This is a genomic window from Pseudomonas sp. fls2-241-TYG-175 (assembly GCF_030209155.1).
In the GTDB taxonomy this organism is placed as follows: Bacteria; Pseudomonadota; Gammaproteobacteria; order Pseudomonadales; family Pseudomonadaceae; genus Aquipseudomonas; species Aquipseudomonas viridiflava.
Genome location: NZ_JARVSO010000025.1, coordinates 24,250 through 36,954, shown reverse-complemented (window position 1 = coordinate 36,954; position 12,705 = coordinate 24,250). Strand labels below are relative to the sequence as shown.

14 protein-coding genes are annotated in these 12,705 nt (G+C 58.3%); 3 read left to right on the top strand and 11 right to left on the bottom strand.

From position 1 onward, the window contains the following. Positions 1–9 precede the first annotated feature (9 nt). The 5 genes from flgJ to QRN20_RS18010 form a co-directional block, all read right to left on the bottom strand. A complete protein-coding gene (gene flgJ, locus QRN20_RS18030) occupies positions 10–1,251 on the bottom strand; it encodes a flagellar assembly peptidoglycan hydrolase FlgJ (RefSeq protein WP_096766712.1) in 1,242 nt (413 codons plus the stop codon). 10 nt (positions 1,252–1,261) lie between these two features. Beyond that, positions 1,262–2,371 (bottom strand): flagellar basal body P-ring protein FlgI, encoded by a 1,110-nt coding sequence (locus QRN20_RS18025; protein WP_004880722.1) that lies wholly within the window; start codon positions 2,369–2,371, stop codon positions 1,262–1,264. 13 nt (positions 2,372–2,384) lie between these two features. Next, positions 2,385–3,101 (bottom strand): flagellar basal body L-ring protein FlgH, encoded by a 717-nt coding sequence (gene flgH, locus QRN20_RS18020; protein WP_004880720.1) that lies wholly within the window; start codon positions 3,099–3,101, stop codon positions 2,385–2,387. A gap of 81 nt (positions 3,102–3,182) precedes the next feature. After that, positions 3,183–3,971: a flagellar basal-body rod protein FlgG gene (flgG, locus tag QRN20_RS18015; protein ID WP_002554310.1), complete on the bottom strand. Its 789-nt coding sequence runs from the start codon at positions 3,969–3,971 to the stop codon at positions 3,183–3,185. 46 nt (positions 3,972–4,017) lie between these two features. Beyond that, complete coding sequence (locus QRN20_RS18010; RefSeq protein ID WP_029242787.1) at positions 4,018–4,758, bottom strand: flagellar basal body rod protein FlgF; 741 nt, start codon at positions 4,756–4,758, stop codon at positions 4,018–4,020. Positions 4,759–5,040: 282 nt separating this feature from the next. Between QRN20_RS18010 and QRN20_RS18005 the strand changes: the two genes are divergently transcribed. Beyond that, on the top strand, positions 5,041–5,232 hold the full coding sequence (locus QRN20_RS18005; protein WP_004880715.1) for a hypothetical protein: 192 nt from the start codon (positions 5,041–5,043) through the stop codon (positions 5,230–5,232). A gap of 91 nt (positions 5,233–5,323) precedes the next feature. On the opposite strand, the gene flgE is transcribed toward QRN20_RS18005, so the two are convergent. The 4 genes from flgE to flgB are packed head-to-tail and all read right to left on the bottom strand — an operon-like array spanning position 5,324 to position 8,225. Next, entirely contained in the window at positions 5,324–6,652 is a 1,329-nt protein-coding gene (gene flgE, locus QRN20_RS18000) for a flagellar hook protein FlgE (RefSeq protein ID WP_004880714.1), read from the bottom strand. A gap of 28 nt (positions 6,653–6,680) precedes the next feature. Continuing rightward, the gene (locus QRN20_RS17995) at positions 6,681–7,358 is read right to left on the bottom strand and encodes a flagellar hook assembly protein FlgD (RefSeq protein ID WP_004880713.1); all 678 of its coding nucleotides are present in this window, start codon (positions 7,356–7,358) and stop codon (positions 6,681–6,683) included. A gap of 15 nt (positions 7,359–7,373) precedes the next feature. Further along, on the bottom strand, positions 7,374–7,814 hold the full coding sequence (gene flgC / locus QRN20_RS17990) for a flagellar basal body rod protein FlgC (RefSeq protein ID WP_004880711.1): 441 nt from the start codon (positions 7,812–7,814) through the stop codon (positions 7,374–7,376). A 3-nt stretch (positions 7,815–7,817) separates the two neighbouring features. Next, a complete protein-coding gene (gene flgB, locus QRN20_RS17985) occupies positions 7,818–8,225 on the bottom strand; it encodes a flagellar basal body rod protein FlgB (protein ID WP_004880709.1) in 408 nt (135 codons plus the stop codon). 310 nt (positions 8,226–8,535) lie between these two features. Between flgB and QRN20_RS17980 the strand changes: the two genes are divergently transcribed. Further along, positions 8,536–9,906, top strand: coding sequence for a hypothetical protein (locus QRN20_RS17980; protein WP_231991836.1), 1,371 nt, complete (start codon positions 8,536–8,538; stop codon positions 9,904–9,906). Between the two features lie 76 nt (positions 9,907–9,982). Here the strand turns inward: QRN20_RS17980 and cheR are convergent, their stop codons facing one another. Further along, positions 9,983–10,810, bottom strand: coding sequence for a protein-glutamate O-methyltransferase CheR (gene cheR / locus QRN20_RS17975; RefSeq protein WP_004880708.1), 828 nt, complete (start codon positions 10,808–10,810; stop codon positions 9,983–9,985). 63 nt (positions 10,811–10,873) lie between these two features. Beyond that, positions 10,874–11,800: a chemotaxis protein CheV gene (locus QRN20_RS17970; protein WP_004880707.1), complete on the bottom strand. Its 927-nt coding sequence runs from the start codon at positions 11,798–11,800 to the stop codon at positions 10,874–10,876. Between the two features lie 78 nt (positions 11,801–11,878). On the opposite strand from QRN20_RS17970, the gene flgA reads away from it, so the two are divergent. Continuing rightward, positions 11,879–12,637: a flagellar basal body P-ring formation chaperone FlgA gene (flgA, locus tag QRN20_RS17965; RefSeq protein ID WP_025995188.1), complete on the top strand. Its 759-nt coding sequence runs from the start codon at positions 11,879–11,881 to the stop codon at positions 12,635–12,637. Positions 12,638–12,705 lie beyond the last annotated feature (68 nt).

Genomic DNA, 12,705 nt, shown 5'->3' with positions numbered 1-12,705 from the left:
ATTAAAACCTTATAAAGTCGTGGAAGAGCCCGTTGCAGCGGCGTACGTCTGGTAACTCTTCATCTGCTTCGCAATCTGCGAAATCTTGCTGGCATAGTCCGGATCTGTTGCGTAACCGGCCTTCTGCAATTCTTTTACAAACTGTTCTGGTTTATCGGCCGAATTGACCACTTCTTTATATCGATTGTTGTTCTGCAGCAGACTGACCAGGTCGTGGAAGCTGTCGGCATACGAGGTATAGGAACGGAAGTCTGCCGTCTCCTTGACCATCTTGCCGTCGCGGAACTCGCTGGTGATCGCACGCGCTTCCGGCCCTTTCCAGCTGCCAGCCGCCTTGATGCCGAACAGGTTGTGACTGCTGCTGCCATCCTGCTGACGCATGATGGATTTGCCCCAGCCGGTTTCCAGTGCAGCCTGCGCCACCAACATGACCGGATCGACGCCAATACGCGCAGCGGCTTCCTTGGCGAGCGGCAACATGGTTTCGACGAACTGGTCGGCGTTGCTGAACGCCCGCTTGGCCGGGGCCAGCGGTGGCTGAGCCATGGTGCGCACGTACTCCGGCGCAGGCGCCAGATTCGGATCCATCGTCCAGTCTCCATTCTGGCCGCCGGAACCGGCTACGGCGCGTGAAGGCATGGGGCTGTTGGCTACGTTGGCAGCGGCGGTGGCCGACGGCACGATGCCCGCCAGCAATCTGTCAGTCAGTTTGGTCGGCAGCGACAGACGACGCGCATTGAGCAGCGCCATGTCGTTGCGGCCTTCACCGGACGCCGAAGCAGCCGCAGCCGCCTGATCGGCAGCCACCGAACGCGTGGCCCACAGCGGACGCTGATAGACGCTGGTCGCCAGACCGGTCTTGGCAGGTGCTGCTGGATCGGCAGTTGTTGCCGCCTGATCAGTTGGCGCTGCGTGCTTGATGCCCTTGTCTTTCGAGAGCTGACGCATCAGCACGTCCTGCAGCCCAATACCGTTGCCACGGGTGGAAAGTGTCACGGCCAATTGCTGGTCATACATATCCTGATACTGCCGCGTCGCCGCGGTGTTCATCGGGTTGTCCTTGGCCAGCACTTCGTTGGCCGAACGCATGGCCTTGAGCATCTGGCTGACGAACAGCGACTCGAACTCCTGGGCGACCTTTTTCTGGTTCGCCACACTGTCCTTGTCACCATGCTTCAGCGATGCCAGACGATTGACGTCGGTATAGGCGCCCGAGTCGACCGGTGTGGAAATTCCACCCTTGATGTCCATGTACGCGTCCTCAGATGACGATCAGGTCGGCTTGCAATGCGCCGGCCTGCTTCAAGGCTTCGAGGATGGCCATCAGGTCACCGGGCGCAGCGCCCACCTGATTGACCGCGCGGACGATTTCGTCAAGCGTGGTGCCTGGACCGAACTTGAACATCGGGTGCAGTTCCTGCTGGGCATTGACCCGCGAACGAGGCACTACAGCCGTCTGGCCACCGGACAACGCGCCCGGCTGGCTGACAATCGGGTCTTCGGTGATGGTCACCGTCAGGCTGCCGTGAGTCACGGCGGCTGGCGATACCTTCACGTTCTGACCGATCACGATGGTGCCGGTCCGCGAATTGATGATGACCTTGGCCGCCGTCTGGCCCGGATCGACTTCCAGGTTTTCCAGAATCGACAGGTAATCGACACGCTGACCCGGATCCAGAGGCGCGGTCACGCGAACCGATCCGCCGTCCAGCGCCTGAGCCACGCCAGGGCCGAGCAGGTCATTGATCTTGTCGACGATGCGCTTGGCGGTGGTGAAGTCGGAACGGTTGAGGTTCAGCGTCAGGGTGTTGCCCTGATTGAAGCCGCTCGGCACCGAGCGCTCGACCGACGCACCGCCAGGGATACGACCCGACGACGGAACGTTGACTGTAATTTTTGAGCCGTCACGGCCTTCCGCGTCAAAACCACCCACCACCAGGTTGCCCTGAGCGATGGCGTAGACGTTGCCGTCGACACCTTTCATCGGCGTCATCAACAAGGCACCGCCACGCAGGCTCTTGGAGTTACCGATCGAAGAAACGGTGATGTCGACCGTCTGGCCCGGCTTGGCGAACGCCGGCAGGTCGGCGTACACCGCCACTGCCGCGACGTTTTTCAGCTGCACGGTGCCGGAACCGGCTGGCACCTTGATACCGAACTGCGACAACATGTTGTTGAAGGTCTGCAGCGTGAACGGCGTCTGGGTGGTCTGGTCGCCCGTACCGTTGAGACCCACCACCAGACCGTAACCGATCAATTGGTTGGCACGCACGCCGGAGATGCTCGCGATGTCCTTCAGACGTTCGGCGTGTGCGCCGAACGCTGTGGTCAACAACAAGGTCGCGGCTATCAGTTGCTTGAGCTTGATCATGTTTATCCCGCTATCAGAAAGGGAACAACGGGCTGAGGAAGAACCGGTCGAACCAGCCTGGCTGGCTGGAATCGGCGAAGGCGCCTGTCCCCGAATAGGTGATGCGTGCATCGGCAATGCGTGTGGACGAAACGGTGTTGTCGGTAGCAATATCGTCAGCGCGAATCAGACCGGCAATGCGCACCAGTTCGTCACCGGTGTTGAGCGTCATCCACTTCTCGCCACGTACCGCCAGAATGCCGTTGGGCAGCACGTCGGCCACCGTCACGGTCACGGAACCGGTGAGGCTGTTGCTCTGGGCAGCCTGACCACTGCCATCAGTGGCACGCTTGCCGTTATACCCGGCGTTCAGGCTCAGATCGTTGCTGCCGATCGGGTTATTGGTGGTCAGGCCCGAGCCGAACAACGAAGTCAGCCCAATGCTGTTGGTACTGTCTTTTTTCAGCGCCGAACTGGCCGCCTTGCTTGCTGCCATACGCTCAGAGAGCGTGATGGTGATGATGTCGCCAACCCGGAACGCCTTGCGGTCGCCATAAAGGTTCTGCTCGAAGCCTGCCTGATAGATCGCACCGTTGTTGGCCGCAGCCGACATCGGTGTGCGCGGCAACACCGGCGCGTAATAAGGGTCATTGGGCTTGGCGGACGGCGCCACGCAGCCCGACAGCAAAGCGATCCCGCACAATGAAGCGATCAACACTGAAAAACGCGGAACAACACTTAGGTGCTTCATGACACTTGAAACCTCGCGGTGTAACAGACGCTTATCAGGCGCCGCATCGGATTGAGCTTGAGCAACAGGCGGATCAAGGTGTTACAGGTTCTGAGTCAGGTTCTGCAGCATCTGGTCGGCGGTCGAGATCACTTTGGAGTTCATCTCGTAGGCGCGCTGGGTGGTGATCATGTTGACCAGTTCCTCAACCGTGCTCACGTTGGAGTTTTCCAGGGTGTTCTGCAGGGTAGGACCGAGGCCGTTCAGACCTGGCGTGCCGATCTGCGGCGCGCCGCTGGAACCGGTTTCCAGATACAGGTTGCCGCCGATGGCCTGCAGGCCGGCCGGGTTGATGAAGTCGGCGGTCTGGATGTTGCCGATGATCTGCGGCGTCGCGGTGGCGCCCGCCAAGGTGACCGAAACCGTACCGTCCTGACCGACCGTGAAGGTCTGGGCATTCTGCGGAACCACGATTGCAGGCTCGAGGGCATAACCGTTGGCGGTCACGATCTGGCCGTTGGCGTCCAGGTGGAAGGTACCGTCGCGGCTGTAGGCTACGGTGCCGTCCGGTTGAGTCACCTGAAAGAAACCACGACCGTTGACGGCCAGGTCCAGCGGGTTGTTGGTGGTCTGCAGGCTGCCGGCGGTGAAGTTCTTCTGCGTGCCGACGATGCGCACACCGGTACCCAGTTGCAGGCCGGAAGGCAGCTCGCTGTCCTGAGTGGACTGGGCGCCTGGCTGACGCTTGATCTGGTAGAGCAGGTCCTGAAACTCGGCGCGATCGCTCTTGAAACCTGTGGTCGACACGTTCGCCAGGTTGTTGGAGATCGTGGTCAGGTTGGTGTCCTGAGCGGCCAGGCCGGTTTTGGCGACGTATAGTGCAGGTAGCATGTGGATTCTCCTCGAGCGCCGGTTTGTCGGCGCAAGCTGTCAATAGTTAGCCAAGTTGCAAGACGCGAGCCATCGACTGGTCGTCTTCTTCGGCGGTCTTCATCATCTTGACGTGCAGCTCGAACTGACGAGCCAGGGCCAGCACCGAGGTCATCTCCTCGACGGCATTCACGTTGCTCGCCTGCAGGAAACCGGACTCGACCTGAACGTTGGCATCCACGTCGGCAGGCCGACCGCTCTTGGTGTGGATCAGACCATCGGGGCCTTTCTCCATCGTCTTCAGATCAGGGTTGACCAGCTTGATCCGGTCGACCTGCGCCATCACCTGAGGGCTTTCGCCAAGCGAACGAATACTGATGGTGCCGTCGGCGCCGATTTCGATCTGCTGCTGAGGCGGCACGGCAATCGGACCGCCGTTGCCCATTACCGGCAAACCGCTGCCGTCGCGCAGCACACCCAACGCATCGATGTTCATGCCGGAACTGCGGGTATAGGCTTCGCCGCCATCGGGTGTCTGGACCGCAATCCAGCCGTTGCCCTTGATGGCGATGTCCAGTTCACGACCGGTCTCGACCATGGCGCCGCCGGAGAAATCAGTGCCTGGACGCTCGCTCATGGCGTAGGCGCGTGAAGGCATGACCTCGCCGTACACGGGCATTGAGCGGGCCTGTTCCAGGTCGCGCATGAAGCCGTTGGTCGACACGTTTGCCAGGTTGTTGGCATGGGCCTTCTGCGCGATCGCGTTTTCAGATGCACCGCTCATTGCGACGTAAAGCAACTTGTCCACAGTCTTCCTCCTCCGACAGACGCTTGCCGCCTGTAGCTGTTCTGACAGTGAGAAAGCAATTTTCGAACCAACTCTTTACGCACGATACAAACGCTTGATTTACCAGCAAAAACGGGCGCACTCCAGCTGACCTGTGGCAAACGGCTATCCGATAGCGGCGGCAGACTGCCGCCTGCCTGCCAACACGGAGGACACACCGCCAAAAAAACTTCACTGCCCCCGCGTCGCAGTAGACAGGCAGTGATAATCTTGCGCTCACCACCCTGCACATCGGGAATCGACATGCCTGCTCGCACCTGGATTATCGGCATCGTCACCGCCAGCCTGACGACCTTCGCCCTGCTCGCCCACGCAGCGCCTGCCCACTATTACAAGTGGCAGGGCGACAGCCGTATCGTCTGTGCACAGACCAGCCCGGGGCCGGGCTGGACGCGATTGAAAGGTCACTTCGTCAAATCCGACTGCTCGATCTGAGCAGCCTCCCGACAGGTCGTTTTCGGATTGATCGTCGAGAAAACAAAAAGCCCCTTGAAGGGGCTTTTTGTTTATCGCAAAACCGACTTCATCAAGTCATCTGAATGGTGGTCTGCATGATGGTGCTTTGCGTCGAGATGGTCTTGGCGTTCGCCTGATAGTTGCTCTGCGCCTTGATCAGGTTGACCAGTTCCATGGTCAGGTCAACGTTGGACTCTTCCAGCGCCTGGCCGGTGATGTAGCCCAAGGTGCCCGACTGCGGAGTACCGCTGACCGGAACGCCCGACGCGAAGGTTTCACGCCAGTTGGTGCCGCCCGCCTGCGCCAGACCCTGCACGTTGGCGAAGTTGGTCAGCGAGGTCTGACCGATCACTTGCGACTTGCCGTTGGTGTAGGTGGCGAACAGGTTGCCGGTTGCATCCACGCTCATCGCGCTCAACTGGCCGGTCGCGTAACCATCCTGATCCTGAGTGAGCAGACCCGATACCGAAGCAGTCTGGGTGATGCCGGACATGTTCAGCTTGATCGTGGCCGCACCCGCAGCACCGTTGGCAGCCCAGGTCGTCGTGGTACCGGAACCGGTCTGCACGCCTGGCACCCAATTGTTGACGTTGAAGGTGCCGTCAGTGTTGAACGTGATGTTCGGGCTGTTGGTAGGTACAGCGCCAGGCGCGGTCACAACCAGATTACCCGCCGAGTTGAAGGTCAGGTCGTTCTTGTCGGCAGTGGTGGTGGCCGGGTTGGCGATGCTGCGGCCATCCATCAGCGAGTACATGGACCACGTGTTGGTGCCTGTCTTGACGAAGTACTGGTCCAGGGTGTGTGCATTACCCTGAGAGTCGTAAGTCGGCGTGCTGTACTTCATGTTGTAGCTTTTGGTATCTGTGGCATCGAAGGTCGACAGACTCGGCAATGGTGTCACCGAGTTCAGGTTGGCGACGTTGGTGATCGAACTGGTAGGCTTGGGCTCCAGGTTCGACGAATCAACGCGCAGATCGCTCAGTGCACCGGTGACGACGCTGCCATTGGCATCGACGTTGTAACCCTGCAGTTTCATGCCGCCGCTGTTGACGACAAAACCTTCCTTGTCGGTGTGGAACGCACCGGCACGGGTGTACAGCTTCTCGCCATTGTTGCTGAGCTGGAAGAAACCGTTGCCGTTGATGGCAAGGTCAAGGCTGTTGGCGGTGCCCGTGGTCAGGTTGCCCTGAGAGAACTGCTGGGAAACCGCGGCAGTGGAAACACCGCTGCCCACGTTGGTCTGGCCGGACGTACCGCGAATCGATTGCGCATACTGGTCGGCGAATTCCGCACGGGACGATTTGAAGCCGGTGGTCGCTACGTTGGCAATGTTGTTGCCGGTAACGTCAAGACTCTTGTTTGCAGCATAGAGCCCACTAAGACCGATATTGAAAGACATATTCCACTCCTGCGCCGTCTAGTCGGCTCTATATTCCGATCGTTTGAACTTTGGACAAGGCAACACTGCCGCTGGCCAGGTTGAGCTTTGTTTCAGCACCATTGACGCCCAGCGTGACGCTGTTGACGATCGCAGGCAGGTAAGTCGTGAACTGGGTGTTCTTGCCGTCAACCGAACCTGCAGCCGTGAAGCTGTAAGTACCGGCAGGTGCCACGGTGCCGTCGCTGGCCTTGCCATCCCAGGCAAAGCTGGTCGAACCGGCTGGCAGCGTGCCGAGGTCCACGGTATTGACCAGGTTCGACTGGGCGTCGTAAATCTTGACGCTCGTCACAGAGCTGGTCGCTGGCACTGCGATGGAGCCGACCATGCCCTTGGTGGTGTCAACCGCTGTGGAGCCGGCATTGATGATTACCGAGCGACCTACCAGCGACGACGCCTGGAGCGCCTGGGACGACTGGTAGCTGCCGGCAATCGAATCAACAGTAGAGGTCAGGTTCTGCAGGCTTTCCACACTGCTGAACTGAGCCAGCTGCGCCACAAACTCAGTGTTGTCCTGAGGATCCAGCGGGTTCTGGTTCTTCATCTGCGTGACCAGCAACTGCAGGAAGGAATCCTTGCCCAGCGTGCCCGTCGAATCAGTCTTCGTCGGCGTCGGGTTCTGAAGCGAGTTTACAAAACTCGTCGATACATTATTTTCAACGGCCATATCTTTCGCCTTCTATCACTGACCGAGGGTCAGAACCTTCTGCATCATGGATTTTGCGGTGTTCATGATTTCTGCGTTGGTCTGGAACGAACGACTGGCGGAAATCATGTCGGCCATTTCTTCCACGACATTGACGTTGGGGTAGTAGACATACCCGTTCTTGTCAGCCGAAGGATGATTGGGCTCGTAGCGCGCTTCGAGGTTGGAGCTGTCTTCGATGATGCCGTTGACCTGCACGCCCTGCCCGGCTTCGCCCTGATCCTGGAACAGCGAGCCACCCGTGGACTGCTGACCCTGCATCACGGTGGCGAACACCGGATGACGGGCGCGGTAGGTGGCGTCAGCGCTCGAGGAAACGGTCTCGGCGTTGGCGATGTTACTGGCCGTGGTGTTCAGACGCGTGGTCTGGGCACTCATGGCGCTACCGGCAATGTTGAACACATTGGCTAGTGACATGAATTACTCTCCGCGAAGGGCTGCAACCAGCCCCTTGAATTTGCTGTTGAGCAAGGTGAAGCTGGCCTGAAAGCCCATGGCGTTCTCGGTGTAGCTGGCCTGCTCGACCTGGGAATCGACGGTGTTCTGGTCAAGCGATGGCTGCGACGGCGTGCGGTACATCAGCGTGCCGTCCTGATTGCCCATGCCCTCGGCTTCGATGTGGCGACTGTTGGTCTTGTTCAGCGCAAAATGGCCGTTCTGGACCTTGTCGTTCTCGGCAGCCAGCACCGACGAAAAGTCGAGATCGCGCGCCTTGAAGTTCGGGGTGTCAGCGTTGGAAATGTTGTTGGCCAACACCTCTGCACGCTGAGCCCGGAAATTGAGGGCCTTTTCGTGAATGCCTAGCGCTTTGTCGAAACTGATGCTCATGTCGGGAAACCTTTGCCGGTTGACCTGATTCTGTTGTCAGTGACAAAGCAATCGGCGTGCCACTTCTCAAAACGCAATGATTACGGGGCTTGCGGGCGGTGGCAAAGCGGCAATGCCAGAAAAGCGGCAAGGCATTTCCGCTGTAAAGAGGTAAAGCGGCAAGGTGGGTGCCGTTTTTTTGCCAGTATTCTGCTGGCAACCAGCGTCGGAGGACCACGCTCACGCAGGTCGCTTATGACTGCAGAGATCCGGCATACAGTCGATAGCTCTGGATGATCACAGGAATGATGTGCAAAGGGAGTTTCAAATCTTGGTCAACTCAGTCAGCACGAATAGCGCCTACGTACCGCCAGCCGCCAGCGCCACGAAAGCAGCATCGGCAAGCGCACCCACCAGCTCAAATGCAACTTCGTTTGCAACGGGCACCGCCGAAACGAACGCCGGGTTGTCTTCCCTTTCGCTTCAATTGAGCGAAAGCGCAACACGCGCAGCCTCCAGAGACTCAGCGTTAACCCGTCAGGAGCTGAGTGAAAAGGCAGCGCATCAGCTGAGCCAGATCGCAGGGCCTGGCTATGACGCAAACAAGGCCCGCAATAATGCAGAGGCTGTCGACAGTTACGATCCCGAACGACTGGCTCGCGCTGAGAAAGCGACTCGGTTTGTGAGCGGAGGTAGCGACAACCCCTTTGCAGGAATGCCCCGCAGCCAGCTTGCCCTGATCGCCTATGACGACAGCGACACCTTCACGGTGAACGAGAAGAGAGCAGCCTTCGAGGAGGACTTCCAGCAGGAATCACAGTGGCGGCAACAATTTGCAGCCAAAGCCATGGCCGAGTACAACGCAACCGGAAAACTCACCAACGCGTTTACCGAAGCACTCCAGCACTTCAAGGGCCTCCCGGCTATTGAACAGGCGCAATACCCGGAAGATTACGAAGCAAAATTACAAGGCTGGATCGACCTCGATTTCAATTACTGGACCCACACCGCCGAAGGCAAAGGCGGTGCTCAGCGCCTGTTCAGCCAGCTTCTGAAGCTGGATAAAAACCCGATCGACGAGAGCATTGCACGCGCTGATACCCGAGACAAAAGCCTCAGCCGCCAAGAGCTGAGCGAGAAAGCCCGTCAAGTGACGGAGCAACTGATAGGCCGCAGCTACGACGACAATAAAGCCAGGCACGATGCGGAAGTCCCCGACAGCATTGATCCTGATCGTCTGGAACGCGCCAAAGAGGCCACTCGTTTTACCAACGGCAGCGGCACAAACCCGTTCGCCGGCATGTCACGAGAGCAACTCTCCGTCATCGCGTATGACGAAGGTGGAGATTTCACCGTCAATGAGAAAAAAGCGGCGTGGCTTGAGTCCTACCATCAGGAAACAATCTGGCGGCAGAAAGTAGTGGCGCAAGGGAGTGCCGAATACAGTTCAACGGGCAAACTCACCCAGTTCTTCACCTCGGTGCTGGATCACTACAAAGCGCTGCCAGCCATTGAGCAGGCCACCTACGACGCCGGTTACGAGACCAGACTTCAGGCATTTATCGACCTGGATTTCAATTACTGGACCCACACCGCCGAAGGCAAAGGCGGGAGCGCTCAAAGCCTCCTGGAAAAATTCCTGAAGCTTGATGACACTGCGTTTGACCAGGACACACAGCCCACGAAACCTGTTCAACCTTAGCCAACTTATTTCCCATCCAATAAAAAAGAGACCCAAAGGTCTCTTTTTTATTTTCATTGAGTACAACCACTGCCAATCACTTGGCCTTGTAAATGATCCCCGGGCTGCACTGAACCATCTGGTAGTGATCCGGCAGGCCGTTGAGCGCTTCGGAAGCCCCCAGGAACAGGTAGCCACCCGGCTTGAGCGTGCCGTGGATGCGCAACAGGATGTCTTTCTTCACCTCAGCAGAGAAGTAGATCAGCACGTTGCGGCAGAACACGATGTCGAACTTGCCCAGCGCGGCGTAGCTGTCGAGCAGGTTGAAGGAGCGGAACTCCACGCGACTCTTGATCGGCGTCTTGACGACCCAGCGACCCGGGCTCTTGACGTCGAAAAAGCGCTGCAGGCGATCCGGCGACAGGCCGCGGCCGATGGCCAGGCTGTCGTACTCGCCAGTCTTGCAGTTGTTGAGCATCGCACCCGACAGGTCGGTGGCAACGATTTGCGCGCCAGACTTGAGCTGGCCAGGGTTGGCGCGCTCGAATTCATCGATGGACATCGACAGCGAGTACGGTTCCTGGCCCGACGAGCAGGCGGCCGACCAGATGCGCAGGCGCTGGCCGGGGCTGGCTTTGATCTGTTCCGGCAATACCTTGTTCTTCAAGACTTCGAAGGGGTAGGTATCGCGAAACCACAGGGTTTCGTTGGTCGTCATCGCATCGACCACCTGCTCGCGCAAGCCACTGCGCGGCTGGGTCTGAATGCGCTGGACCAATTCGCCAAGCGATTTGATGCTTTGCTGTTCCATCAGTTTGTTGAGACGGCTGGACACCAGGTACTGCTTGTTTTCCCCAAGCAGGATGCCACAGGCTTTTTCCAGAAATACCCGGAACTGATCAAAATCCAAATTACCCGTAGACAAGGTGCAGCCTCTCAAATCAGGTGAATCGCCGAGGACGACGCCCCCGACTGTTTATTCCGTTATTTATTCTGCTGCGTTGATGCGCGCCACGACCCTGGCTGCCAGATCATCCGGCCGGAATTTCGCGAGGAAATCGTCGGCACCGACTTTCTTGACCATCGCCTGGTTGAACACCCCGGAAAGCGAGGTATGCAGGGTGATGTGCATTTTCTGCATGCGCGGATCGTTGCGGATTGCCGCGGTTAGGGTATAGCCGTCCATCTCCGGCATTTCAATGTCGGAGATCATCATCAAGAACTCTTCGTGAGGCTTCTTGCCCTCCTCGACCATTTTGCGCAGGTAATCCAGCGCCTGACGACCGTCGTTTAGCGCAACCACCTCCACGCCGACCGTTTCCAGACAACGACTGACCTGCTTGCGCGCCACCGAGGAGTCATCGACGGTCAGCACCCGCAACGAGATGGCTTTGTGGTGAACCTCTTCATTGATGACGCCCACCGACACCTCTTCAGAGATCGGCGCTACCTCGGCGAGAATTTTCTCGACGTCGATAATCTCGACCAGCTGATTATCGACCCGTGTGACGGCGGTCAGGTAATGGTCGCGGCCGGTGCCCTTGGGTGGTGGATGAATCTCTTCCCAGTTCATGTTGACGATGCGCTCGACCGAGTGCACCAGAAAACCCTGAACCTTGGTGTTGTATTCCGTGATGATCACGAAGGAATTGACCAGCGAGATCATGCCTGTCGAACCGGTTGCCATCGCCAGGTCCATGATCGGAATGGTGCCGCCGCGAATGCTCGCCACGCCCCGCACGATCGGACTCGATTTGGGCATGATGGTGAGCTTCGGGCATTGCAGCACTTCTTTAACCTTGAACACGTTAATGCCATAGAGCTGCTTGCCGTCGAGACGGAACAAGAGCAACTCCAGACGATTCTGACCCACCAGCTGCGTACGCTGGTTTACCGAATCCATTACACCTGCCATGCCGACCCCCTCTTACCAAAGCAACCGTTATCCACACACCAGACTGATAAGCGGCACGGGCTTTGCTTTTTATACGTCATGAACCCAAAGACGACAATTTCTCGACACCTGGCATTAGAAACCCGCAGGCTTCTGTGCGCAATCGGCATGCTGTGCCTTTTCAGCGTGACAAACCTGTGTCGCGCGGAGAATTTCACACTGCCTGAACAGCTTATCGGCGTTACCCAAGGGTTTCTTGAGTTCACAGTAGAAGACTATTTGGCAACCAACCAGATTGAGGGTCGTCATGACATCCAGGTCAAGCAGCTCGACCCGCGTATGCGCATGAATGCCTGCGACAAGGATTTGACAGCCACACTGGAAAGCCCTCGCCCTGTCGGCCGGGTCACCGTGCGGGTTCGCTGCGAAGGCTCATCGCCCTGGACGGTGTTCGTGCCCGCTCAGGTGCAGCTGTTTCGTAACGTTGTGACCGTTATGCGCCCTCTCAAACGGGACGCCATCGTCACCGAAGATGATGTGGCAATGCGCGAGCGCGACGTCAGCAGTGTGGGGCTGGGTTTTCTGTCTTCGCTGGATCAGGCGGTCGGGCAGAAGGTTGTCCGACCAATGGTCATCGATCAGGTGGTGACCCCCGTGGCGCTGGAGCAACCGCGCATGATTCACAAGGGTGATCAGGTGGTGATCATCGCCCGCAGCGGCTCGCTGGCGGTCCGCATGCCGGGCGAGGCCATGTCCGACGGCAGTTTCAACGAACAGATACGGGTAAAAAACCTCAACTCAAGCCGGGTCATCAAGGCGAACGTGACGGGTCCCGGACAGGTGGAAGTGGCCATGTGAGCACATTGACGCTGGTATAGAAGACGCGTTTTTTCTAGACTGCGGTAACTTTCCGACGGTGAAAGCCT